Annotated in this window: 23 protein-coding genes; 22 read left to right on the top strand and 1 reads right to left on the bottom strand. The window is 63.7% G+C overall.

Annotation, left to right across the window (positions count from 1 at the left end):
- Window positions 1-420 precede the first annotated feature (420 nt).
- The 11 genes from EJ077_RS10505 (at window position 421) to EJ077_RS10555 (ending at window position 10,126) form a co-directional block, all read left to right on the top strand.
- On the top strand, window positions 421-1,011 hold the full coding sequence (locus EJ077_RS10505) for a hypothetical protein (protein WP_367142378.1): 591 nt from the start codon (window positions 421-423) through the stop codon (window positions 1,009-1,011).
- 232 nt (window positions 1,012-1,243) lie between these two features.
- Entirely contained in the window at window positions 1,244-1,408 is a 165-nt protein-coding gene (locus EJ077_RS10510) for a DUF3309 family protein (RefSeq protein WP_127280942.1), read from the top strand.
- A 324-nt stretch (window positions 1,409-1,732) separates the two neighbouring features.
- Entirely contained in the window at window positions 1,733-2,458 is a 726-nt protein-coding gene (locus tag EJ077_RS10515) for a GntR family transcriptional regulator (protein ID WP_208701747.1), read from the top strand.
- Window positions 2,459-2,461: 3 nt separating this feature from the next.
- Complete coding sequence (locus EJ077_RS10520) at window positions 2,462-3,508, top strand: ADP-ribosylglycohydrolase family protein (protein ID WP_208701749.1); 1,047 nt, start codon at window positions 2,462-2,464, stop codon at window positions 3,506-3,508.
- On the top strand, window positions 3,505-4,482 hold the full coding sequence (locus tag EJ077_RS10525) for a PfkB family carbohydrate kinase (protein ID WP_208701751.1): 978 nt from the start codon (window positions 3,505-3,507) through the stop codon (window positions 4,480-4,482). The genes EJ077_RS10520 and EJ077_RS10525 overlap by 4 nt, the downstream gene beginning before the upstream one ends.
- 39 nt (window positions 4,483-4,521) lie before the next feature.
- Window positions 4,522-5,583, top strand: coding sequence for an ABC transporter substrate-binding protein (locus EJ077_RS10530; RefSeq protein WP_208701753.1), 1,062 nt, complete (start codon window positions 4,522-4,524; stop codon window positions 5,581-5,583).
- A 63-nt stretch (window positions 5,584-5,646) separates the two neighbouring features.
- Window positions 5,647-6,510, top strand: a complete 864-nt coding sequence (locus tag EJ077_RS10535; protein WP_208701755.1) for an ABC transporter permease — start codon at window positions 5,647-5,649, stop codon at window positions 6,508-6,510.
- Complete coding sequence (locus EJ077_RS10540; protein WP_208701757.1) at window positions 6,510-7,298, top strand: ABC transporter permease; 789 nt, start codon at window positions 6,510-6,512, stop codon at window positions 7,296-7,298. Before EJ077_RS10535 ends, EJ077_RS10540 begins: the two co-directional genes overlap by 1 nt.
- The gene (locus EJ077_RS10545; RefSeq protein ID WP_208701759.1) at window positions 7,298-8,365 is read left to right on the top strand and encodes an ABC transporter ATP-binding protein; all 1,068 of its coding nucleotides are present in this window, start codon (window positions 7,298-7,300) and stop codon (window positions 8,363-8,365) included. The genes EJ077_RS10540 and EJ077_RS10545 overlap by 1 nt, the downstream gene beginning before the upstream one ends.
- Window positions 8,366-8,438: 73 nt before the next feature.
- The gene (locus tag EJ077_RS10550; protein ID WP_208701761.1) at window positions 8,439-9,689 is read left to right on the top strand and encodes an aconitase X; all 1,251 of its coding nucleotides are present in this window, start codon (window positions 8,439-8,441) and stop codon (window positions 9,687-9,689) included.
- Window positions 9,686-10,126 (top strand): aconitase X swivel domain-containing protein, encoded by a 441-nt coding sequence (locus EJ077_RS10555; RefSeq protein ID WP_208701763.1) that lies wholly within the window; start codon window positions 9,686-9,688, stop codon window positions 10,124-10,126. The genes EJ077_RS10550 and EJ077_RS10555 overlap by 4 nt, the downstream gene beginning before the upstream one ends.
- 8 nt (window positions 10,127-10,134) lie before the next feature.
- Here EJ077_RS10555 and EJ077_RS10560 read toward each other — a convergent pair whose 3' ends face one another.
- Window positions 10,135-11,163, bottom strand: coding sequence for a LacI family DNA-binding transcriptional regulator (locus EJ077_RS10560; protein WP_208701765.1), 1,029 nt, complete (start codon window positions 11,161-11,163; stop codon window positions 10,135-10,137).
- Window positions 11,164-11,519: 356 nt separating this feature from the next.
- On the opposite strand from EJ077_RS10560, the gene EJ077_RS10565 reads away from it, so the two are divergent.
- From EJ077_RS10565 to EJ077_RS10615, 11 genes are all read left to right on the top strand, one after another.
- The gene (locus EJ077_RS10565) at window positions 11,520-13,133 is read left to right on the top strand and encodes an extracellular solute-binding protein (RefSeq protein WP_208701767.1); all 1,614 of its coding nucleotides are present in this window, start codon (window positions 11,520-11,522) and stop codon (window positions 13,131-13,133) included.
- Window positions 13,134-13,282: 149 nt separating this feature from the next.
- A complete protein-coding gene (locus tag EJ077_RS10570) occupies window positions 13,283-14,143 on the top strand; it encodes a carbohydrate ABC transporter permease (protein WP_023779805.1) in 861 nt (286 codons plus the stop codon).
- Window positions 14,140-15,099: a carbohydrate ABC transporter permease gene (locus tag EJ077_RS10575; RefSeq protein WP_208701769.1), complete on the top strand. Its 960-nt coding sequence runs from the start codon at window positions 14,140-14,142 to the stop codon at window positions 15,097-15,099. The genes EJ077_RS10570 and EJ077_RS10575 overlap by 4 nt, the downstream gene beginning before the upstream one ends.
- On the top strand, window positions 15,096-16,187 hold the full coding sequence (locus EJ077_RS10580; protein ID WP_208701771.1) for an ABC transporter ATP-binding protein: 1,092 nt from the start codon (window positions 15,096-15,098) through the stop codon (window positions 16,185-16,187). Before EJ077_RS10575 ends, EJ077_RS10580 begins: the two co-directional genes overlap by 4 nt.
- Before the next feature lie 3 nt (window positions 16,188-16,190).
- Window positions 16,191-17,261, top strand: a complete 1,071-nt coding sequence (locus EJ077_RS10585) for an ABC transporter ATP-binding protein (protein WP_208701773.1) — start codon at window positions 16,191-16,193, stop codon at window positions 17,259-17,261.
- A gap of 35 nt (window positions 17,262-17,296) precedes the next feature.
- Window positions 17,297-18,394: a Gfo/Idh/MocA family protein gene (locus EJ077_RS10590; RefSeq protein ID WP_208701775.1), complete on the top strand. Its 1,098-nt coding sequence runs from the start codon at window positions 17,297-17,299 to the stop codon at window positions 18,392-18,394.
- Between the two features lie 59 nt (window positions 18,395-18,453).
- Window positions 18,454-19,368: a sugar phosphate isomerase/epimerase family protein gene (locus tag EJ077_RS10595; protein WP_208701777.1), complete on the top strand. Its 915-nt coding sequence runs from the start codon at window positions 18,454-18,456 to the stop codon at window positions 19,366-19,368.
- A gap of 55 nt (window positions 19,369-19,423) precedes the next feature.
- Window positions 19,424-20,368: a substrate-binding domain-containing protein gene (locus tag EJ077_RS10600; protein WP_208701779.1), complete on the top strand. Its 945-nt coding sequence runs from the start codon at window positions 19,424-19,426 to the stop codon at window positions 20,366-20,368.
- A gap of 57 nt (window positions 20,369-20,425) precedes the next feature.
- Entirely contained in the window at window positions 20,426-21,430 is a 1,005-nt protein-coding gene (locus EJ077_RS10605) for an ABC transporter permease (RefSeq protein ID WP_245458716.1), read from the top strand.
- 2 nt (window positions 21,431-21,432) lie between these two features.
- Entirely contained in the window at window positions 21,433-22,215 is a 783-nt protein-coding gene (locus EJ077_RS10610) for an ATP-binding cassette domain-containing protein (protein WP_208701783.1), read from the top strand.
- 10 nt (window positions 22,216-22,225) lie between these two features.
- Window positions 22,226-23,407 (top strand): aldose 1-epimerase family protein, encoded by a 1,182-nt coding sequence (locus tag EJ077_RS10615; protein ID WP_208701784.1) that lies wholly within the window; start codon window positions 22,226-22,228, stop codon window positions 23,405-23,407.
- The last annotated feature ends 85 nt before the right edge of the window (window positions 23,408-23,492 follow it).

Below are 23,492 nucleotides of genomic sequence, written 5' to 3' on the forward strand. Positions count from 1 at the left end.
CCAGACTGTCAGGGGTGGCCAACAGGCTCCTTAGCGTCCAGTGGTCGGAGCTGCTCCCCGGGCGAGGGCGCTGTATTCCGGCTATCGCGTAGCAGCAGCCCTGCAACAGATCATGGGCCCTCCAGCGGCCGCTCAAGAATCGTTTTTCTCTTGTACTCTTCAGAATGTAGAGATCGCATACGCCTGCTACAAAATATCATTTACATATATACTATATTTTTAATACAATTATTTTTCTCTTGTTTCGGCAACGACTACCATAGTGCCAGCTAATTTAGGTTGATCTGAAACTCAAATTTATCTCCGACGTAGTTGTCATCGCAATCGGCTTGGGTGCCGACTGCCTTAGCGCAACGACAACAGGAGAGTGTTATGGCTTTTACCATCAAGACAGTCGCCAGTTTGTTGGCGGGTAGTGCAATGGTTTTCGTTCTTTCCATGCCGGCAAGTGCAGCGGGCCTTGGCGTCGGTGCCTCGGTTGGCGGTAGCGGCGGCGTCAATGGCGGTGTCGGCGCATCGGTCGGCGGCGGTGGCGGGGTCAACGCCGGCGCCGGCGCTTCGATCGGCGGCAGCAACGGAGGCAATGCCGGCGCCGGCGTCAATCTCGGTGGCTCGAGTGGCTCCAGCGCCGGGCTCGGCGCTTCGATCGGCGGCAGCAACGGCGCCAATATCGGAGCCGGCGCCAATATCGGAGATTCGGGCGGCATCAACGCCGGGCTCGGTGCCAATGTTGGTGGAACAGGCGGTATCAACGCGGGGCTTGGCGCCAATGTTGGAGATACTAGTGGTGCTGGTGTCGGCGTAGGCATTGACAACGTAACCAATCCTGGCAACCCGTCGAACCTGGGCATATCGCCCAACCCTAGCCAACTCAACGTTCCGGGTGCCGTTGCCCAGATGTCGAGCTCCCAGCTGACGCGCATGAAGAAGCGCTGCGTCGACGTCCTCGGCAGCGAGGGGACTTATGACCGCGACCTGCGCCAGCTCTGCCTGCTGATCTCACGCCGCTGAGGTTGAAGGAGGCTGCGGAACCAGCCCTGAGGCTTTGACCGCACTCTCCTGGCCTCCGGCCGGTCGGAAAGCCCGCCGTCCAGGCGGGCTTTCTGCTTTGCGGCCGGACGCTCCGTAGCCGCGTTCGGCCCGGCGGAACGCCAGCTCCCCTAAAACGTTCATACCTTACAACATCTGAAATAGCGTGATGTTGAAACGGCGCGAAAGCGCGCATTTAGGAGCTGGGAAAGCCATGGGTCTCGGAACGATACTTATCATTATTCTAATCCTCGCGCTGCTTGGCGGCTTCAGCGGTATCGGTGGTGGTCCGTTCTACGGAACCGGTTATTATGGTGGCGGTGGTCTCGGACTTGTGTTGATCATCATCATCATCCTTGTCGTCCTGGGACGCATTTAGCAGTTCGATCACGGGAGCAATCGCGATCGCGCGACCGCGCTTACGTTGCCGAGCACCGGATTGTGATGCAGGCAAGCTGGCTTATGATCCGGCTTTAGCGGGGTTCACGTATGCAAGAGGAGAGGGTCCCACCCCCTTCATCCTCTCCCAAGGCCCGCCCCGGCTTCCCGGAGCGGGCTTTCTTTTTTCGTCAGCAGTTGCCTCGAAGTGCTGGCTCGCCGCGGACCGAGATGGGGTGAAAAGCGTCCCCCGGCTGATCGTTGACAGAGTTCGCGTGCCAAGATATTGAACAGGGTTATACAGGTTCACTGAACAGGTACGCATATGAAGCGGCGCGTCGTTCAACTGTCTCCCGGCACGGGCAAGCCCGAGCAGATCGCGACCGTTCTCGAGCATGAGATCCGCTCCGGAGTTCTTGGCTTCGGTGACAGGCTGCAAAGCGAAAACGAGCTCGTCCAGCGCTTCTCCGTCAGCCGCAATACCGTCCGCAAAGGCCTCGAAGAGCTCTCCAGCCGCGGGCTGATCACCACCAGGGTCGGTATCGGCTCCTTCGTCACTTTCGACGGCAAGCCGGTCGATGACGCCATCGGCTGGTCGCGGGCGCTGGCCAATGCGGGCGCCAATGCAGAGACCCGGACACTGCGGCTGGAGGTCATCGAGGATGCCGAACTGGCGACCTTGCTAGACGTCGAAAGCCCGTTCTTCATCGCCGTCGACCGGGTGCGCACCAATGCCAGCGACGGCCACGCCATCTCCATCGAGCGCAGTCGCCTGCCGCTGTCGTCCGAACTGGAGGACGTGCCATTGCGCGGCCTGCGCGAGGGTTCGCTGCACCAGACGCTGCGCGGGGCGGGGCTGGTACCGGACCATGGCGAGGAGTGGGTCGACATCGAGATGCTGAATGCCGATGACGCCGCCATCCTCGGCTGCCCGCAAGGCACGCCGTTCCTGCGCGGCCGCCGGTTGACGCGTGCGGCCGACGAGCGGCCGATCGAATATGTCACCAGTCTGCTCAACCCCGCGCATTTCGCGCTGCATATGAGGTTCTGAGCGATGCCGGACAACATCACGCTTGATCGCGCCATGGGGGCGCTTGTCGGTGGAGCGCTGGGCGATGCACTCGGCATGCCGACGCAGCTTCTCTCGCCGGCCCGCATTGCCGAACTCTACGGCCATGTCGCGGATTTCGTCGCGCCTTTCGCGGGCCACCCGGTATCGAAGGGGCTGCTGGCCGGCACCATCACCGACGATACCGAACAGGCATTGCTGCTTGGCCGTATCCTGATTGAGTCCGGCGACGGCTTCGACCATGCGCGCTGGGTGAACGCGCTGCTCGACTGGGAGCGTGAGGTCAAGGCGCGCGGCAGCTACGATCTCCTGGGGCCGTCGACCAAGCGCGCCATCGACGCCATCAACAATGGCGTGCCGGCACAAGAGGCGGGGCGTAGCGGCGACACCAATGGCGCCGCCATGCGCATTGCGCCGGTCGGCATCATGATGCCGCTGGAGCCACTCGACGCATTCATCGCCAAGGTGGCGGAGACCTGCCGGGCGACCCACAACACCTCGATCGCGATCGCCTCAGCCGCAGCGGTCGCGGCCGCCGTCAGCCGCGGCGTTGCCGGTGGCGATTGGCGTGCGGCGTCCGACAGCGCGGTCGCGGCGGCGCGGCGAGGGGCGACGCAGGGAAACTGGGTGACCGGTGGCGACATCGCCGCCCGCATCGTCTGGGCGCAAGATCTGGTGCGCGGCAAGGTGAAGAGGGATGCAATCCGGCTCATTACCGATCTGGTCGGGACCGGCGTCGCCAGCCAGGAATCGGTACCGGCCGCCTTCGCCGTGCTGGAAGTCGCCGGCGGCGACCCGTGGCAAGCGGCTGTCATAAGCGCCAATCTGGGAGGTGACACCGACACGATCGGCGCCATCGCGGCCGGAATGGCCGGCGCCTGCAGAGGCTTTTCGCGTCTACCGCAGGATCGCATCGCCGGCCTCAAGGGCATCGACATGGCGCAGGTTCGGGCGCTGGCCGCCGATCTTGTCGCGGCGCGGATGTCGAACGGTCGCGTCGGCAAGGCCGGTTCCGGCAAGGACGCGGCGTGAGCGGGCGTCTCGTCCATGTCGGCAGCGCGGTGGTCGACTATGTCTACCGCATCGACGCCTTGCCGGCGCCCGGCACCGAGAAAACGGCGTCGAACTATGCGCAGCTTGCCGGCGGCGGCTTCAACATGATGGTCGCCGCGACCCGCACCGGTATGAAGGTGGTGTTTGGCGGCCAGCTCGGCAGCGGTCCGAATGGCGACTTCCTGCGTGCCGCCTTCGCCGCCGAGGGCATCGAGACGCTGACGCCGCCATCGCCTTTGACGGACAGCGGCAATTGCGTCGCCATGATCTCGAGCGACGCCGAACGCACCTTCGTCTCGTGGCCAGGGGCCGAGAGCGTTCTCAGCCGCGACCTGATGGCGCCGGTGGTGATCGGCCCTGATGACTGGGTGTTCACGTCAGGCTACACGCTGAGCTACCCCGGAAGCCGCGATGCGCTGACCGAATGGATCGAGGCGCTACCGCCAGACATTCCCTTCGTCTTCGATCCGACGCCGGTCATTGCGGACATTCCACGTGCCATTCTCGATCGTGGGCTTGCCCGCACGACCTGGCTGAGCTGCAACACGACGGAGGCGGCCGAGATCGCCGGCCCCGGCGACGCCGAGGCGCTCGCGGCGCGGCTTCTGATGGATCATTGTGCGAAGGCCGATGGCGTCGTCATCCGAGCCGGCGCAGGCGGATGCCTCGTCCGGCTGGCCGACGGTACGGCACGGACCATAGCCGGCTTCAAGGTCGCAGCCGTCGATACCAATGGCGCCGGCGACACGCATATCGGCGCCTTCGTCAGCGCGCTGTCGCGTGGCGTACAGCCGTTCGAGGCCGCGCGCTACGCCAATGCGGCGGCCGCCATTTCGGTCACCCGTCATGGCGGCTCATCGGCACCGGCCGACGCGGAAATCCAGACTTTCCTGAGTCAGGTCGCCTTGACCGGCGCGCCAGGCCAGACACGGAAGGCCCATCAGACAGCCTGACAAGCCCGGAAAGCGGGCAAACACAGAGAGGAACGAACCATGCGCATGCCTGACTTGACTGCTCTCTTGACGGCGACCGCCGTCTTCACCTCCGCACTCGCTTTTGCCGCCAAGGCCGACGAGGTGCATGTGCTCAACTGGAAGGGCTATGGCGCCGACGAGCCGTGGGCCATCGCCGCTTTCGAGAAGGCGACCGGCAACAAGGTGGTCAACGACTTCTTCAACTCCGAACAGGAGATGCTGACCAAGATCCGAACCAATCCCGGACTCTACGACGTCGTCATGATCAACGCCGCCTTCAACGACCAGGCGATGGCTGAAAAGCTGATCCAACCGATCGATACGTCCAAGCTGCCGAACTATGCCGACATCAGCAAGGACAAGGCCGGATCGCCGATGCTCGACCACGACGGCAAGGTCTATGGCGTGCCGTGGGTGTGGGGCCTGACGGCGCTCGCCATCAACGAAAAATCCTTCGACAAGCCGCCGACGTCGATCGCAGAGATGTGGGATCCCGCCCACAAGGGCCGTGTCGTCATCCGCGACGATGCCGTCGAGGCGGTTCAGTTCGGCGCCATCGCCACCGGCCAGAACATCAACGACATCAAGGATATGAACGCGGTGAAGGCCAAGCTCACGTCGCTGATGCCGCAGATCAAGACCTTCTGGAGCTCGGAGAACGACTGGAACCAGATGGTCGCCTCCAACCAGATCGACATCGGCACCTATTGGAGCGGCTCGGCCGACCGCGCCAAGACCCACTTCAAGCTGCCGGTCTCACTGGTCATCCCGCAGGAGGGCGCCGTCGCCTGGCTCGACGCCTTCTCCATTCCCGTCGGCTCCAAGAACGTTGCCGGTGCGGAGGCCTTCATCAACTACATGATCGATCCGAAATTCTACGTCGAATGGGTGACCAAGGTCGGCGCGCCGGTGTCGGCCAACACCAAGGCGGTCGCAGCGCTTCCCGAGGACGCCTTCAACCGCAAGGTCATGGGCGATCCCGCGGTGGCCAAACGCATTCAGTTCCAGGCGCCGATCACGGACGCGCAGCGTGAGGCCTATCTGGCGCTCTGGCAACAGCTCAAGGTCGATGTGAAGTAACGAGCTTCAGGGGCCAGCCGGCGGTTCGCGCCGGCTGACCCTCAATCCTGGGAGGTGGGTATCATGGCAGGTGCGGCCGCATCGCGCAGCGGGCTGAGGTCGGCGCTGCCGCTTTTGGCGCCGGCCTATCTCTGGCTGACGGTGGCTATCTTCCTGCCGCTCTCGGCCATGGTCTTTTTCTCGTTCATGACCGACCTGCCACTATCGGGAAGGCCGTGGGCTTTCACGCTGGGCAATTACGCCGCCTTCTTTTCGCAAAACCTTTATCTGACCCTGCTGCTGGCTTCGCTCCGCCTTGGCCTCGAAGTGACGCTGTGGTGCATCGTCATCGGCTATCCCGCGGCCTATGTGCTGGCCAAGGTGCTGAAGGGCCGCAGCCGCGAGGCGATCTTCCTGCTGGTCATCCTGCCGTTCTGGTCGAACGGGCTGGTGCGCATCTTCTCCTGGGCGATGGTTTTGCGCGAGGGCGGCATTCTCGACACCGCGCTCAACGCCGTGCTGCCGTTCAAGATCAACATCGATCTCATGTATTCCTATCCGGCTGTCATCATCGGCCTGGTGCACTCCTACGTGCCCTACATGGTGCTGACCTGCTACCTCACTTTGCAGGCGATCGACGACTCGCTGATCGAGGCCGGGCGCTCGCTCGGCGCCTCCCGGCTGCAGGTCTTGAAGCGGGTGATCATTCCGCTGTCGCTGCCGGGACTGGTGGCGGGCGCGGCACTTATCTTCGTTCCCGTCGTCGGCTCGTTTATGGAGCCGCGCATTCTCGGCGGCCGCACCGGCACCTTCTATGGCACGGTCATCGAGGACCAGTTCGTCGCCGTGTTCAACTGGCCGCTCGGGGCAGCACTGTCCTTCATCCTGCTCGCCGTCGTGCTGGCCATCCTGGCGGTCGCTTCGCCGGTGCTGCGGAGGGTGGCGTGATGGCGACGACGCGCATCCTCGAATGGCTGGGTCGCCTCTATGTCGGGCTGCTGCTCGCCTTCCTCTATTTGCCTATCATCATCATGGCGCTGATGTCGTTCAACGTCTCGCCCTTCTACCAATTGCCGTTTGAATGGACGACCGAGTGGTACGCCTCGCTGTGGCAGAACGACCAGCTGATCGCAGCGACCTGGAACAGCATCGAAATCGCGGTCATCACCACGATCATTTCAACCGTGCTCGGCTCGGCGGCGTCGCTGGCGCTCTTTCGTTACGAGTTTCGCGGCAAGAAATTCCTGCAGGCGCTGCTGTTTCCGCCCATCGCCATTCCTTGGCTGATCACCGGCACGGCTATGCTGATCTTCTTCTTCGGTGTCGGCATCGGGCGCGGCCTGTTCGCCATCCTGCTTGGCCATGTCGCGCTGGCGTTGCCCTACGTCATCGTCGTCGTTTCGGCCCGGCTGCAGACTTTCGCGCCGGAACTAGAAGAGGCGGCTCGCTCGCTTGGCGCCAACCAATGGCAGGTAACCAACCGCGTCACACTACCCTGGATCATGCCGGGCATCATCGCCGGCGGGCTGTTTGCCTTCGCCGTGTCGTTCGACCAGTTCGTCGTGTCTTATTTCCTGGCGACGCCGGGCCAGACGACGCTGCCAGTCGAAATCTACGCCGCGATCCGCAAAGGTTTTACGCCCGAGATCAATGCGGTGTCGACGATCATCATCATCGTGTCGATGGCGCTGATGCTGCTGACGGCGCGGTTCTTCAAATTCGGCGGAGAGAAATAATGGCAGGCGTCAAGGTAGCGAATGTCTCGCGCAGTTTTGGCGCGCACAAGGCGCTGGACGATGTCTCCATCGATTTCGCCGATGGCGGCTTTTATGCGCTGCTCGGGCCATCGGGCAGCGGCAAGACCACGCTGCTCAGGCAGATCGCCGGCTTCGATTTTCCCGATAGTGGCCGCATTGCCATCGGCGGCGAGAGTGTCGAGCGGGTCCCGGTCGAGAAGCGGCGCATCGGCATGGTGTTCCAGAACTATGCTCTGTTTCCCAATATGAGCGTCGCCGACAATGTCGCCTTCGGCCTGTCGGTGCGCGGAGAGCCCAAGACGGTGATCGCCACGGAGGTGCAGCGTGCGCTCGACCTGGTGCAGTTGGGCAAGCTCGGCGGGCGTCGTCCGCATCAGCTCTCCGGCGGCCAGCGCCAGCGCGTGGCACTCGCCCGCGCCATCGTCACCAAGCCGCGCGTGCTTTTGCTGGATGAGCCGCTAGGCGCGCTCGACAAGGCGCTGCGCGTCGATATGCAGATCGAATTGAAGCGCATCCAGCGCGAGATCGGCATCACCACCATCTTCGTCACCCACGACCAGGAGGAAGCGCTGACGATGAGCGACCGCATCGGCATTTTGCGCGAAGGCAGGCTGGTGCAGGAAGGGCCGCCGGAAGAGATCTACGATCGGCCGAAGAGCGAGTTCGCCGCCACTTTCCTTGGTGACGCCAATATCTTTCACGGCGATACGACCGGCAACGGCATCCGCCTGGCGGACGGCACGGCGATTGCCGCGGGGGCGGGCGAGACGCTTCCGGCCGGCGCCAGGGCAAGCTGCGCCGTGCGGCCCGAGCGCATCCGCATTGCCACCGATGTCGGGGCCATGGATGCCGCCAATGTCAACATGCTCAAGGGGCAGGTGTCGAAGCGTATCTTCGCCGGCAACAACAGCACCTATTTCGTCGAGCGCGCCGGACAGACGCTGAAGGTCATCGTGCAAAATACCGGTGCTGACAGGCTGGCGGAGGGGCAGGATGTGGTGCTGCGATGGTCGCCGGAGAGCACGGTGTTGATCGCGGCGGGTTGATCCTCACTTCGGCTCTTGCCACGCAGCCGGCAATGAGGAACAGCATGTCCGGGCACAAGTCCGGAGCAAACCGATGACACTGGAACTGACGGTCCGCGACCAATCCATGCTCGACGGCGAGCACGGCCCGTCCGCTGCAGCGGCCATGAAAATCCTGGCCGCTTTTTCCAACGCGATCGGAGCAAACAGCCTGCTCGACATCACCGGCGCCCATATCGATGGTTGCCTCTATCACGGCAAGGCAGGGCTCGATTTCGTCGAACGGCTGGTCGAAGGCGGCGGCCGTGTTCAAGTGCCGACGACGCTCAATGTCGGCTCGTTCGACCTCATCCATCCCGGTATGGTGAAGATGTCGGCGGCGGAGGAAGCACCGGCGCGGCGGTTGATGAAGGCGCATCTCGAACTTGGCTGTCAGGCGACCTTCACCTGCGCACCCTACCAAACGCGGTTCCGGCCTGAATTCGGCCAGCAGATCGCCTGGGGGGAATCCAATGCCATTGTCTTCGCCAATTCGGTGATCGGCGCGCGTACCAACCGCTACGGCGATTTCATCGATCTGTGCTGCGCCATGACCGGGCGCGCACCGGCCTGGGGCCTGCATCTCAGCGAAAACCGGCGCGGCCGTGTCCTGTTCGAACTGGACATGGCCGACCTGGAACCGACTGACAGCCTGTTCGTTGGCGTCGGGCTGATCATCGGGCAAGCCAGCGGCGATCGCGTTCCGGTGATCGTGGGTCTATCCAAGCCGCGTGACGAGGACCAGTTGAAAGCGCTTGGTGCCGCGGCTGCAACGACAGGCGCGGTGGCGCTGTTCCATGCCGTTGGCATTACACCGGAGGCCGGCACCGCCGACGAGGCGTTTCAAGGCATGGTGCCTGAGGAGATCGTCCGCATCAGCCGTGCCGACATCGACCATGCATTGGCCAGGCTGTCGATGGTCCCTGACGGTGCGCCGCTCCGCGCCGTGTCGCTGGGCACGCCGCATTTCTCGCATGAGGAATGGATGCGCCTGCTGCCGCTGCTGCGCGAGGCAGCACCGGGCAAGGGGATCCCGATATACGTCAACACCGGACGCGCGACGCTGACACGACTGCGGGAGGAGGGGGCGCTCGACGGCATGGAGGCATTCGGCCTGATCCCGGTTGCCGATACCTGCACCTACGTCACCTCGATCCTCGAACGTCTTGACGGCGTGGTGATGACCAATTCCGGCAAATGGGCGCATTACGCGCCGGGTAATATCGGCGCGACCGTCGCCTTCGCCGAGATGAGGGACTGCATCCGTTCTGCCGCGGTTGGCCACGTCGTGCGGGGTGTGTCGTGACGCGGCGGATTGAAACGGGCGCGGCTGAACGGCTGGGCACTTTCCAAGTGGCCGGCGCCGCCGAAGGGCAGGCCTTGGTGTTCTCGCAGCCGCTCAGTTTCTGGGGCGGCATCGATGCCGAGAGCGGCGACATAACAGATCATTCGCATCCGGGCCTTGGGCAGAATGTCGCCGGCAGGATCCTCGTCATGCCAAGCGGCCGGGGATCGTCATCCTCGTCCTCGGTCTTGGCCGAGGCGATCCGCAGGGGCACCGCGCCGGTGGGTATTCTTCTGGAGCGGCCGGACCCGATCTTGGCGGTGGGCGCTATCGTTGCCGAGTTTCTCTACGACATTCGAATGCCGGTTGTGGTGTGCGACACGGGCGGTATCGTTTCGGGCGAACGCGTTGCGATTGGTATTCGCGAGGACGGTCGGGCGGGCGTGCGCAAGATCTGAAGAGTGCCTCAAATCTCCGGGATGTTCTCCTTGAAGATGACCTGCAGCCTCGGCTGGTGCAATTCATAGGGCAGCCCCCGGACGGCATGGGTCAGGATGTTGAGCGCCTCGCGCGCCTCGACGCGCGGGTTCTGGTCGATGACCGCATCGAGCGTGCCGTCGAGCAGCAATTCCTTGGTGCCGTCCGTCGCCTCGTGGCCGAGGAAAACCATGGATTGCGCGCGACCGCGCTCCTTGAGCGCACGCGCGATGCCGGTGTTGCCGGCACCGACATTGTAGATCGCGGCAAGGTCCGGGTGCCGCTCCAGAAGCGCCGACGCCTCCGAATAGGCCTTTTCGCGGTCGTCGAGCATTTCGCGCATCTCGACGATCTGCAGGTTGGGCGACTCTTCCGTCAATATGTGCCGGAAGCCCATCTCGCGTTCCTCGTGGCCGCGATAGGACAGCGATCCGGCGAACAGCGCCACCTTGCCGGGGCGTCCAGACCCCATGAAACGGTTGAGCAGATAGCCGGCCAGCCGCCCGGCGGCGCGGTTGTCGATGCCGATATAGGCGACTCTCGGCACATGCAGGATGTCGGAGGCGATGGTCACCACCTTGACGTCGTTGGCCGATAGCGAGCGGATCGCCTCGCGCACCGTTGGATGGTCGAGCGCGATGACGCCGACGCCTTGCGTCTGGCCGCGCAGATCCTGCAGCAGGCGGGCGAGCCGGTCGGGATTGAAGCCTTCTATGGTGGCGATGTGGACGTCGAGATCGGGGCGCGCCAAGGCCTGCGTCTCGATGTGGCGGTGCAGCATCTTGATGAAGGAATTCGTGCCCGCCGGCAGGGCGAAGTCGAGCCGGATGGTCTCGCCGGGCAGGGGCCTGGGCGGCGCGCCGTTCGGGCTCTCGGCGATGTAGCCGAGGCGCTGCGCCATTTCGAGCACGACTTCGCGCGTGCGCGCCCGCACGCCGGGTCGATTGTTGAGCACGCGGTCGACGGTGGCGGCGGAGACGCCGGCTTCCCGGGCTATGTCGGTCAGGGTGGAACGCACCGTCTTTCATCTCCTCAATGTATCAGGATCACGCAATGCCGGCTGCCGGCCTGATGACGCCAACGCCACGCTATCCGCGATTCTGATGGGAAATGATGTATCCGGCCTTGGCCGATGTGCAAGCCGCCAGGCTAAATCAAGTCGCCCGGGTCGATCGTGCCGGGAAGGGAAAACACATTTCCCATCAGATCGAGGCATCTGGAGAGGCGTATGAACTCCGGTATGACGCATTTTCCCGCCCTATTGCGATGTTGTGAGGTGTTTCGATCATTTATGATGTTGACAGCCTTCCGATACTGCCGTCAATATCCCTCATGGGCCGGTGGAGGAAACGTTGGCCCTGAGGAGGAATTCCAATGTCTGATCTGATCCGCATCTCGCGGCGCCGATTGTTGGCGTCCGGAGGAAAGGCCGCGGTGTTCGTCGCCGCGACAGGTATCGCACCGCAATTCATTCGTCCCGGCCGCGCTTATGCAGCCGACGCACTGGCGCCCGGCATGATCGGCGGGCCGACCGGCTTCGACGGCGCCGAGCGTTATCAATACGGCCCCGACACGCCGGAAGGCCGTGCCGTCGAGGCCGCCAAGGCGCTGAAGGGGGCCGGCAAGGCGCCGGCCAAGATCGTGCTTGGCCTGTCGGACGGCTCGATCGGCCAGCTCACCCAGCCTTTCCCGGCCGGCGCGCCATCGATCAAGGAGCTCTGGGAAAAGGAGACCGGCATCCCGATCGAGATCGTCGGCCTGCCTAACGGTCAGGAATTCACCAAGACCATGCAGGACATCTCCACCAAGGGTGGAGCCTACGACATCTACTCGACCGAGTGGAACCGCCTTGGCGATCTGGCCGAGACTGGCGGCATCGCCAAGCTCGACGACTTCGTCGCCCAGTATAAGCCCGAATGGGACGATCCCAAGACCGGCTATGTCGACGGCGCCAAGGGCGTGTCGCTGCTCAACAAATATCGCGGCTCGAACTACGGCGTGTCGCTGGATGGCGACTTCCAGACCTGGGTCTACCGCACCGACCTGTTCGGCGACGAAGCCGAGAAGAAGGCCTTCAAGGACAAATACGGCTACGATCTGGCGCCGCCGAAAACCTGGAAGCAGCACGGCGATATCGCGGCCTTCTTCCAGCGTCCGGACAAGGGCCTGTTCGGCTCGACCGACCTGCGCAATCAGGGCTGGGGCTACACCAACTGGTATCAGCGCTATGTCTCGATGGCCTCGCCCAACCAGTTCCTGTTCGGCGATGACGGCAAGCCGCTGATCAATTCCGAGCACGGCATCGCGGCCACGAACGAATATGTCGAATCGCTAGCCCATCATTCGCCGGATGCGATCTCGTGGGGCTGGCCGGAGCAGTATGGCAATTTCGCCAAGGGTGGTGCGGCGATGACCTGCGCTTTCTCCAACCTGCCGAAATTCCTCGACAATGCCGGCAACAAGGACTCCAAGGTCACCGGCAAGATCGGCACGATGCTGCCGCCCGGCCGCGAGATCGACGGCAAGCTGATCAGCCGCTCCGTGCTGTGGTTCTCGCTGACCGGCATGGTCTCGTCGCAGTCGAAGAACCAGGAGGTTGCCTATCTCCTGCTGCAATGGCTGGGCTCGGCCCGCATCTACGCCTGGATGAGCGCCAACCCCGGCGGCTATCTCGACCCGTTCCGGCTTTCGGATTTCTCCGATCCGCTGGTGCGCCAGACCTATCATGCCTACCACATGGACGTCGTGCGCGAGACGGTCGCCCGCACGGTGCCGACCATCAACTATCCCGGCGCCACCGCCTTCCACAACGCGCTGGACGAAAACCTCATGGCCTCGCTGACCAAGGCAAAAACATCGGAGCAGGCGATGGCCGACACCGAAGCCGAGTGGAAGAAGATCGCCCGGCGCATCGGCGAGGACAAATTGCTCGAAGCCATCAGGACCAACAAGGAGGCCTGGCCGACCGTTCTCGATCCGATCAGCTGATCCATCTCCCTGGATCAGGGCCGGAGGGGAGAGGCGAAAGCTCGTCCCCTCCGCACTGGAGCATGATCCCGAAAAGTGGGACCCGGTTTTCGGAAAAGATCATGCTCCAACAAAGAGTTAGATCTAGCGCCACCAGCAAAAGCAGCCAGATGAAGCGTTCCGTCCCCTTCGAGATATTCCGCTACGCCGCGATCCTCGCGGCGATGGCCGTCACGCTGGTGCCGATCCTGTGGATGGTGTCTATGGCCTTCAAGCCGATCGCCGAATGGTCGGCGACGGGAGCCGACCTGACATGGTGGCCGAAGAACCCGACGCTCAGCAATTTCCAGTTCGTGTTCGGTGAGTCCACCAACAGCCTGATCGTGGCGCTCGACCGCACCGCGCTGAAGCCGATCCTGTCGTCGCTTCTGTCGGCGGTGTTCGGCACCGCGATCGCCATGTCGGCGGGCACGGCGGCGGCTTACGGACTGTCGCGCTTCGGCTCGGGCCAGAACCTGCCGTTGGCGCTCATCCAGCTCAGGCTGTTTCCGCCGATGGCGGTGATGATCCCCGTGATGATCATGTGGGCGTTCCTGAACTTCACCGACAGCTGGTGGGGGCTGGCGCTGATCTACGGCATCGTCACGCTGCCGTTCGCCTTCTGGCTGATGAAGACCTTCTTCGACGACATGCCGCGCGAGATCGAGGAAGCCGCTCTGGTCGAGGGCTGCTCGCGGCTGCGGGTCTTCACCCGCATCACGTTGCCGATGATGCGCGCGCCGCTGGCGAGCGCGGCGCTCTTCGTCTTTATCCTCAACTGGTCGGACTATCTGATCGCCCTGCTTTTGACGACGCGCGAATGGGTGACGATCCCGGTCTACATGGCCTCTCTGTCGTCCTCGATGACCGGCCAGCTCTATGGCGCCAAGGCAGCACTCGGGCTGATCGCCGCCGTGCCACCGGTCATCATGGGCATCGCAATCCAGCGCCACCTGGTGCGCGGGCTGACTTTCGGGGCGCTCAAGCAATGAGCGCCGTGACCGCAACGATTTCGGAGGACGAGATGGGCGCCGTGCGCGGCAGGCTGGCCCCGCGCGATGAGGGCACGCGGCTGGGTTTTCGCCTGACCTTGCCGGCGCAGATCCTGGTGCTGTTCATCTCGGCCTTTCCGCTGCTGATGCAGCTCTACATCAGCGTCACCGACTGGTCGCCGCTCTCGGGCCTCGGCTGGTGGAACGCCTGGGAGATGTGGAACAGCTTCGCCAACTACACCGACCTTGCCGCCGATGCGCGTTTCTGGAGCGCGCTGAAGCGCACTGCCATCGTCATGGTCGTCTGCGTGCCGGCGGAGTTCCTGCTGGGCCTGGCACTTGCGACGCTGTTCGCCGATGATTTTCCCGGCAAGCGCATCTTCTATTCGATCCTCTTGATGCCGATGATGGTGGTGCCGGCGGTGGCCGGCTACATGTTCTTCATGCTGTTCCAGTCGGGCGGCCCGGTGAACGACATCCTGTCGGCCGTCACCGGCACGCAAGTCACCATTGCCTGGCTGTCGGACCCGACGCTGGCGCTGATCGCGGTGATGATCGCCGACATCTGGCAGTGGACGCCACTGATGTTCTTGATCCTGCTTGCGGGCCTCGTCGGCGTGCCGGAGGACCAGATCAAGGCGGCGACGCTGCTCGGCGCCAATCCCTGGCAACGCTTCACCACCATCGTGCTGCCGAAGATGAAGACGATCATCATCATCGCGCTGGCGATCCGGGTGATCGAGAACTTCAAGATCTTCGACACGCTCTACATCATGACCGGCGGCGGCCCCGGCGTCGCCACCGAAACCATCTCCGTCTACATCTACAAGGTCACCACGCAGGACCTGATCTGGGGTTATGTCGCGGCGATCGCGCTGGCCATACTGGTCGTGCTCTCCATCGTCGCCGTGTTCGCCATGAAGCGCATGGCGCGGGCAAGGCAGGTGCCGGCATGAGCACGATCCAACTCAAGCACCTCACCAAGACATTCGGCGGCTTCACGGCGCTGAAGACCATGGACCTCGACATATCGGACGGCGAGTTCATGGCGTTGCTCGGGCCGTCCGGCTGCGGCAAGTCGACGACGATGAACATGATCGCCGGCATGGAAGAGCCGACCAGCGGCAAGATCCTGTTTGGCGAGCGCGACATGGCCGGGGTGCCGATGGGGCGGCGCGGCGTCGGCTTCGTCTTTCAGAATTATGCCATCTTCACCCATATGACGGTGCGCCAGAATCTTGCCTACGGGCCACGGATGCGCGGCGCCGCCAAGGCCGAGATCGACCGTCGCGTCGGCGCCATCGCCGAACTGCTTCAACTGACGCCCCTGCTCGACCGCAAGGCCGACAGGCTCTCGGTCAATATCCTGCAGCGCGTGGCGATCGGCCGCTCGGCGATCATGGAGCCGGCGATCTTCCTGCTCGACGAGCCACTGTCCAATGTCGACGCGGCCTTCCGCGCGGTCATGCGCACCGAGCTGAAACAGCTGCAGCGCCAGTTCAGGCAGACCATGGTCTACGTCACCCACGACCAGTTGGAAGCGATGACCATGGCCGACCGCATCGCGGTCATGGACCATGGCGTGCTGCAGCAGGTCGGCACGCCGCTCGAGGTCTACAACAATCCGGCCAATGTGTTCGTCGCCCGCTTCATCGGCGCGCCGGGCATGAACCTGCTCAAGGGCAGGCCGGCGGAGAGCGATCGCGGGCTGGTCGTCGATCTCGGGCCGCTGGGCATCACGCCGCCATTGCCGGATGAGCTGGCGGCCAGCTTGCGTGGCGCCCGCGGCGAGGTCCTCTACGGTTTCCGGCCGGAACAGGTGGCCTTGGCGCAAGATGGGCGCGGGCTTGCCATGCCTGTCACCTTCGTCGAACGCATCGGTGCACGTACCATCGTTCATCTCGGCCGGGGCGAGGGCGCCGTGAAAGCGGTCTTCGACAATGATGTCGGGCTGTCGATCGGGCAAACCGCCGTTGTCGCACCTGCGGCGCCATCGGTGCGCATCTTCGACGCCGTCAGCGGCCTTGCAATGAGGGCGGGCTGAGCCATGGCCGATATCGTCTTCCGCAATGTCACGAAACGCTACGGCACGACGCTTGCCGTCGACGACGCCTCGTTCACCGTCAACGACAACGAGTTTTTCTGCTTCTTCGGGCCGCCGCTGTCGGGCAAGTCGACCATTCTGCGCCTGGTGCTCGGGCTGGAAACGCCGGACGCCGGCGAAATCCTCATCGGCGGCAAGCCGGTCAACACGGTGTCGCCGGCCGAACGCAACGTGGCGATGGTGTTCCAGAACCTGGCGCTCTTCCCGCATATGAGTGCGCTCGACAATGTCCGCTTCCCGCTGGTCGAGCGGAAAGTCGCCGACGTCGATATCAAGCGGCGCGTCGCCGATGCCGCGGCCAAGCTGCATATCGGTCATATCCTGCACAAACCGCCGGCACAGCTTTCGGGCGGCGAGCGGCAGCGCGTGGCGATCGCACGCGCGCTGGTGCGCGATCCCAACGCCTATCTGATGGACGATCCGATCTCGGCGCTCGATGCGCGGCTGCGCGAGGAAACGCGCGTCGAGCTGAAGCGCATCCAGCGCGACCTCGGCAAGACGCTGATCTATGTCACCCACGACCAGGAGGAGGCGATGTCGATCGCCGACCGCATCGCCATACTGGACAATGGCAGGATCAGGCAGATCGGCGCGCCGGCCGAGATCTATGACCGCCCGGTCAGCACCTATGTGGCGCGGCTGCTGGGTTCGCCTGTCATGAACATCCTCAAATCCATTCGCGGCGAGAGCGGCGTCGAAGCCGCCGAAGGCGCGCTCAGCATCGCCGACCGCGCGGCTCCGGCCGACGCAGTCGAGATCGGACTGAGGCCGGAAGACATCAAGGTCAGACCCTGGAGCGACAACGAGAAGGCGGGCCAGGGCCGCCCGGCGCGGGTGTTCGAGGTCGAGCCGCTTGGCGGCTACACCGTGGTGACGCTCGCCGCCGGGCAGGCGCGGCTGAAGGCACTGCTGCGCGGCCAGCCCGATATCAGGCCCGATGCGATGGTGGCGATATCCTGCGAGCCGGCCCGCGTGCATTATTTCGCACAGGGCGGAGGCGCGTTGGCAAGATGAATGCGGCCGCAAGCACAGAATTTCGGGAGGAAGGCATGACAGGCAAGGGCTTCGAGCCGGATGTGAAGGTCCGCACGAAGGAATACAGGATCGGCTGCGTCGGCGCCGGCATGATCATGGCCGAGTGCCATCTGGCCGCCTATCACGAGGCAGGCTTCCCCGTGGTGGCGATCGCTTCGCGCACAAAGGCGAATGCGCAAAAGGTCGCCGACCGTTGGAGCATCCCGACCGTCCACGACACGCCTGAACAACTGATCGAGGACGCAAATATCGAGATCATCGACCTTGCCTTTCCGCCCGACCAGCAGCCGGCGTTGATCCGCCATGCGCTGAAGCAGAAGCACATCAAAGGGATCCTGGCGCAGAAGCCCTTGGCGCTGTCGGTCGAGGAAGCGGTCAAGCTGCGCGACGAGGCGGCGAAGGCCGGCAAGATCCTCTCGGTCAACCAGAACATGCGCTACGACCAGTCGATGCGCGTGTTGAAGCAGATCATCGACAGCGGCGCGCTGGGCGACATCGTCTTTGCGCAGATCGACATGCACGCCATCCCGCACTGGCAGACTTTCCTTCAGGGCTACGACCGGCTGACGCTCGCCAATATGAGCGTTCATCACCTCGATGTGCTGCGCTTCCTGTTCGGCGATCCCGACGAGATCACGACGCTGACACGCAAGGATCCGCGCACGCAGTTCGACCATTCCGACGGCATCACCGTCTCGACGCTGCGTTTCCCCACAGGCGTGCTCGCCGTGTCGCTGGAGGACGTCTGGTCCGGTCCGCGCCAGGAGGGCTATCGCGACGACCAGCACATCAGCTGGCGCGTCGACGGCACCAAGGGCGTCGCCAAGGGCACGATCGGCTGGCCGACGGGTGCCGCCTCGACACTGACTTACGCCTCGGCCGAGACGACCGGCGGCGAGTGGGTGAGCCCGAGCTGGGCGACGATGTGGTTCCCGCATGCCTTCATCGGGGTGATGGAGCAGTTGCAGCACGCGGTGAAGACCGGCACGCCGCCGGCGCTCACCGTCGCCGACAACGTCAAGACCATGGCGCTGGTGGAAGCGGGCTACCGCTCGATGGCATCGGGCCGCACGGTCAAGCTCTCCGAAATCTCGACAAACTCAATCAGCTGAAAATCACTGGCAGCTGAAATCACTGGCAACTGAATCGCTTACAGGGAGGAATTCACATCATGATGCAGGCAGGTATTTTCACGGGCTATTTCCCGTACGGCCTCGAAGAGACGGCGAAGAAGATCCGCGGGCTCGGTTTCAACACGGTGCAACTCGACCTGCATTTCAGGGATATAGACCTGTCGGCCGGCCAGATCACCAAGGACAAGGCCAAGAAGGTGCGCGATGTCTTCCGCGACCACAATCTGCCGGTCTGCTGCGTGTCGGGCTACACCAACATCATTCATCCTGACAAAGCCGAGCGTGACAAGCGCGTCGGCTATCTCAAGGAGATCATCCGCAACGCCCGCCATTTCGGCTCGCCTTACGTGATCTCGGAAACCGGCACCTACAACACCGAATCCGACTGGGTGCATCACCCCAAGAACAAGACCGAGGAAGGGTTCGAGGAATGCCGCAAGGTGATCGCCGACCTCGCCCAGACGGCCTATGACCACGGCGCGGTGTTCCTGCTCGAGACCTATGTCAACAATGTCGTCGGCTCGGTCGAGGAGACGGTCAGGATGTTCGCGCAGGTCGACCATCCTGGTCTCGGCCTGCTCATGGATCCGACCAACTATTTCGAGACCCACAACATCGACCGGATGGACCAGATCCTGAATCAGGTGTTCGATACGCTGACCGACAAGATCAAGATCGCGCACGCCAAGGACGTCAAGCGCTCGGGCGACGACAAGTCGGAGAAGCATGCCGACATCGGCGACGCCGACGCGATGGAAAGCCACACTTTCCGCGGCGTTGGCGAGATCGAGCTGCCGGCGCCCGGCCTCGGTTCGTTGAACTACGACCTCTATCTCCAGCGGCTCGCCGAAAAGCATCCGAACATCCCTGTGATCATCGAGCATTTGTCGGAGGACGACGTGCCGCGCGCCAAGACATTCCTCGACGGGAAGTTCCGCGCCAACGGCCTGTGACAGCTAGCCGCGCTGCCCGGCGCATGGCGGCGCGGCTTCAAACAAGGAGGAAAGAATGTTGAAATTTGCTTGGAAACTGGCTGCCGCCGCGGCAGTGCTCGCCGGCGTCGCCCTTGGCTCGACGGCGCAGGCGCAGGACGGCCAGAAGACCTTCTATCTGTTGTCGCATGGCGGGCCGTCGGATGCGTTCTGGATCGACTGGAACGCCGGCGCGACCAAGGCCTGCGACCAACTCAAGGTGACCTGCAAGATCTCCTTCAGCGGCGGCGACATGGCGGCACAGAAGGAGGCCTTCAACTCGGCGCTTGCCGCCAAGCCCGACGGCATCGCCACCACCTCGGCGCAGCCGGGCCTGTGGACCGAAGAGGTGAAAGCGGCAAAGGCGGCCGGCATCCCGATCGTGTTCTTCAACACCGACGATCCGGCCACCGGACGGCAAGCCTATGTCGGAGCCGACCTCAAGGAAGCCGGCGTCACCTGGGCCAAATACCTCGTCGACCACAAGATGGTGAAGCAGGGCGACAAGGTCTTCCTGCCGGTCGAGGTTCCCGGTGCCAGCTATCAGCAGCTCGAGACGGAGGGCATTGCCAGCGTTTTCGATCCGCTTGACATCAAATATGACGTGGTCGATTGCGGCACCGATCCGGCCGGCATCATCGCCAAGATGACCGACTACATGGTCGCCAACAATCCGCCGGCGATCATCGCGCTCGGCGATTCCGTCGCGGCCAGCGTCAAGCGCGTGTTCGATGGCGCCGGTGTGCCGGCGGGCAAGATCCCCGTCGTCGGCTGGGGCAATTCCAAGGAGACGGCGCAAGCCGTCAAGGATGGCTTCGTCAACGCCGCCGCCTGGCAGTACCCGTCCGCGCAGGGCTTCATGCCGGTGGCGCTGCTCGGGCTCGCCGCTTCAGGCGAACCGATCGGCTACGACGTCCACACTTTCGGCCTCTACGACGCCGCCAGCGTCGAGCCGATCCTGAAGCTCTATGACAAGAAATGAGAAACCAGCGCCCGCCGCAATGCGGCGGGCGTTTTTCCAAGCATGGTCCAAGCAGTCATGACAATTGCCGCAGAAGACGACGCGCCGAGGGTGAAAGGCAGATCGCGCCTGATGCGCTCGCCGCAATTCTCCTCCTTCGTTATCCTCCTCGTGCTGCTGGCGGTATTCGCTGTCGCCGACGCCAATTTCCTGTCGCCGCTCAACATCTCCAACATGATGGCGTTCCTGCCCGAGCTCGGCATCATCGCGCTTGGCATGACGCTGCTTTTGACGGCAGGCGAATTCGACCTTTCCGTCGGCGCGGTGTTCGGGCTGGCGCCTGTGGTGGTGATGCTGCTGGTGCAGAATGGCGGGGTGGATATAGGTGTCGCGCTGCTGGCCGGACTTGTGCTGTGCATCGCGATCGGCGCGATCAACGGGCTGATCGTCACCAAGATCGGCATCTCGTCCTTCCTGGTGACACTGTCGATGCTGCTGGTCGTGCGTGGCGCCGCGCTTTACATCACGCAGGGCTTTCCGCTGAAATCCTGGGACCAGCCCGGCTTCTTCGTGACGCTGCTCGCGGGCAGCTTCAACGTCGGTTCGTTCCGCTTCTACACATCGCTGTGGTGGTTCATCGGTCTTTCGCTGTTTGCCATCTACATCCTGCGCTACGCCAAGCTCGGCAATTGGATCAGCGCCATCGGTTCCAACCGCAACGCGGCGGTGGCGCGTGGCGTGCCGGCCGATACCGTCAAGATATGGCTGTTCATCGCGACCTCCGTGCTGGCCGGCCTTGCCGGCATGATCAGCGCCTTCCGTATCTCCGCCGCCTCGCCGGTGGCCGGCACCGGCTATGAGCTCGAAGTGATCGCCATGGTGGTCGTCGGCGGCACGGCGCTGACCGGCGGACGCGGTACGATCCTCGGCACCATCGTCGGCGCGCTGATGTTGCGTGCCATCCGCAACGGCATCGTGCTGATCGGCGTGCCGGGGCTCGCCTACAACATCTTTGTCGGCCTCATCATCCTGGCAATGCTCATCCTGCACGCCTTGCTGCAGAAGAACGCCGCAAGGGGCTGACGATGAAGCAAGAAGTACTTCGATTGCAGAACCTGCAAAAATCCTTCGGCAGCGTGCGGGCGCTGAAGAACGCCTCGCTGACATTGCGGGAAGGCGAGGTGGTGGCGCTGCTCGGCGACAATGGCGCCGGCAAATCGACGCTGATCAAGGCGATCTCGGGTGTGTTTTCGGTCGATCGCGGCGACATCTACGTGCGTGGCGAGAAGGTCTCCATCCGTTCCACCAGGGATGCGATGGACCTCGGCATCGAGACCATCCACCAGGACACCTCGCTGGCGCCGGACCTCAGCATCGCGCGCAATCTTTTCCTTGGCCGGGAACCAGTCAATTTCGGCTGGCTCGGCGTGTTCGCGCCGCTCGACCTTGCCAAGCTGCGCGAAGCCGCCTCGGCGCTGTTGAAGCGCGTCGGCATCTCGAAAAAGCTCGACGCCAACGCGCTGGTCAGCACGCTGTCGGGCGGCGAACGTCAGTCGATCGCCATTTCGCGCGCCATGCAGTTTGCCGCCAAGGTCATCATCCTCGACGAGCCGACCAACAATCTCGGCGTCGAGGAAACCCATGGCGTGCTGCGCTTCGTCAAGGAGGTGCGCGACGCCGGCCATTCGGTGCTGCTGATCACCCACAACATCCACCATGTCTTCCAGGTCGCCGACCGCATCGTCGTGATGCGGCGCGGCGAGATCGTCGCCGAACAGACGGTCGCCGACACCGACCTCCTGACCGTGGAAAGCATCATCACCGGCGCCGACATGTCGGCCTTGCTCAAGGAGGCGCGGGCAAAGTGAAGGGCGTCGCATGGTAGAGCTTTACGGCAAGACGCTGTCGCGCCGGCAAGTGGCCGAGCGGTCAGGCCAGCTGTCGCAATTCGCCGGCGTGCGGCTGATGACGCTCGGCGACGGTGTGGAGCGCGGCATTCGCATGCTCGAATTCCGCACCGGCTCGGGCCTGCGCTTCACCGTGCTGGTCGACCGGGCGCTCGACATCGCCGATTGCGACTTCAAAGGCCAGGCGATCGGCTGGCATTCGCCAAGCGGCTTTCGTCATCCCGGCCTGCACGAGTATGAAGGGGAAGGGGGACTGGCCTGGGCGCGCTCTTTCTCCGGCCTGCTCGTCACCTGCGGCCTCGACCATATTCTGGGCCGCGAGGACGTGCCGGCCGACAGCTACAACTACCCCGGCAGGAAGACGGTGCTTCATTCGCTGCACGGTCGTGTCGGCACGATCCCGGCGCGGCTAACCGGCTATGGCGAGCGTTGGGACGGCGACCGTTGCGTGCTGTGGGCCGAAGGCATCGTCCAGCAGTCGGCGGTATTCGCAGAGGATCTGCATCTCATCCGCCGCATCGAGGCCGATGTCGGCGGCAACGAGATCCGGCTCTCCGACCATGTCGTCAACCACGGCTTCAACCGCACGCCGCATATGTATTTCTACCATGTCAATGTGAGCCATCCCTTGCTGGATGAGGGCTCGCGCTATCTGGCGCCGATACGCGACGTCGTCTGGGCCGGTCATGCCGGCGAGCGCTACGCGGCGCAGAAGGTCGGCTATCGCACGGTGCCTGCGCCGCAACCGGGCTTCAGCGAGCAGGTCTGGCAGCATGAGATGGCTGCCGATGCCAAGGGCGAGGTGCCGGTGGCCGTCGTCAACGACCGCATCGGGCTCGGTCTCGAACTGGTGACGCGCAAGGACCAGTTGCCGTGTGCCTACCAGTGGCAGAATTTCCAGGCCGGGCAGTACGCGCTGGGGATGGAGCCATCGACCCACCATGTGCTCGGCGATCTCGCCGCCCGCGAGCGCGGCGAGATGATCTGGCTGGAGCATGGCGAGAGCCGGGCCTACGATGCGGTGTTCCGGATTCTCGACGGCGCCGGTGAGATCGCGGCGGCCGAGGCCAGGATCGCGGCTATCGCCCGACAGCCCGAGCAGGATTATCCTCAGCCTTCCGGAGACTTTCCAAGACTGGCCGGCAGGACATGAGCGCGACATGTATCCAAAGCAAGCCCTCCGGCCGGCGGACCGGATTGCCAGCGGTGCGCGACGATTGGAGGTCAATGTGACGACG

Source organism: Mesorhizobium sp. M8A.F.Ca.ET.057.01.1.1 (assembly GCF_003952565.1).
Lineage (GTDB): Bacteria > Pseudomonadota > Alphaproteobacteria > Rhizobiales > Rhizobiaceae > Mesorhizobium.

Bases quoted from the DNA above. Each gene is read 5' to 3' on its own strand.
- EJ077_RS10510 (WP_127280942.1), top strand. From the start codon at position 1,244: ATGGGTCTCGGAACGATACTTATCATTATTCTAATCCTCGCGCTGCTT.
- EJ077_RS10520 (WP_208701749.1), top strand. From the start codon at position 2,462: ATGCCGGACAACATCACGCTTGATCGCGCCATGGGGGCGCTTGTCGGT.
- EJ077_RS10515 (WP_208701747.1), top strand. From the start codon at position 1,733: ATGAAGCGGCGCGTCGTTCAACTGTCTCCCGGCACGGGCAAGCCCGAG.
- EJ077_RS10535 (WP_208701755.1), top strand. From the start codon at position 5,647: ATGGCAGGTGCGGCCGCATCGCGCAGCGGGCTGAGGTCGGCGCTGCCG.
- EJ077_RS10570 (WP_023779805.1), top strand. From the start codon at position 13,283: ATGAAGCGTTCCGTCCCCTTCGAGATATTCCGCTACGCCGCGATCCTC.
- EJ077_RS10505 (WP_367142378.1), top strand. From the start codon at position 421: ATGGTTTTCGTTCTTTCCATGCCGGCAAGTGCAGCGGGCCTTGGCGTC.
- EJ077_RS10530 (WP_208701753.1), top strand. From the start codon at position 4,522: ATGCGCATGCCTGACTTGACTGCTCTCTTGACGGCGACCGCCGTCTTC.
- EJ077_RS10550 (WP_208701761.1), top strand. From the start codon at position 8,439: ATGACACTGGAACTGACGGTCCGCGACCAATCCATGCTCGACGGCGAG.
- EJ077_RS10590 (WP_208701775.1), top strand. From the start codon at position 17,297: ATGACAGGCAAGGGCTTCGAGCCGGATGTGAAGGTCCGCACGAAGGAA.
- EJ077_RS10595 (WP_208701777.1), top strand. From the start codon at position 18,454: ATGATGCAGGCAGGTATTTTCACGGGCTATTTCCCGTACGGCCTCGAA.
- EJ077_RS10540 (WP_208701757.1), top strand. From the start codon at position 6,510: ATGGCGACGACGCGCATCCTCGAATGGCTGGGTCGCCTCTATGTCGGG.
- EJ077_RS10545 (WP_208701759.1), top strand. From the start codon at position 7,298: ATGGCAGGCGTCAAGGTAGCGAATGTCTCGCGCAGTTTTGGCGCGCAC.
- EJ077_RS10565 (WP_208701767.1), top strand. From the start codon at position 11,520: ATGTCTGATCTGATCCGCATCTCGCGGCGCCGATTGTTGGCGTCCGGA.
- EJ077_RS10605 (WP_245458716.1), top strand. From the start codon at position 20,426: ATGACAATTGCCGCAGAAGACGACGCGCCGAGGGTGAAAGGCAGATCG.
- EJ077_RS10575 (WP_208701769.1), top strand. From the start codon at position 14,140: ATGAGCGCCGTGACCGCAACGATTTCGGAGGACGAGATGGGCGCCGTG.
- EJ077_RS10600 (WP_208701779.1), top strand. From the start codon at position 19,424: ATGTTGAAATTTGCTTGGAAACTGGCTGCCGCCGCGGCAGTGCTCGCC.
- EJ077_RS10615 (WP_208701784.1), top strand. From the start codon at position 22,226: ATGGTAGAGCTTTACGGCAAGACGCTGTCGCGCCGGCAAGTGGCCGAG.
- EJ077_RS10580 (WP_208701771.1), top strand. From the start codon at position 15,096: ATGAGCACGATCCAACTCAAGCACCTCACCAAGACATTCGGCGGCTTC.
- EJ077_RS10585 (WP_208701773.1), top strand. From the start codon at position 16,191: ATGGCCGATATCGTCTTCCGCAATGTCACGAAACGCTACGGCACGACG.
- EJ077_RS10610 (WP_208701783.1), top strand. From the start codon at position 21,433: ATGAAGCAAGAAGTACTTCGATTGCAGAACCTGCAAAAATCCTTCGGC.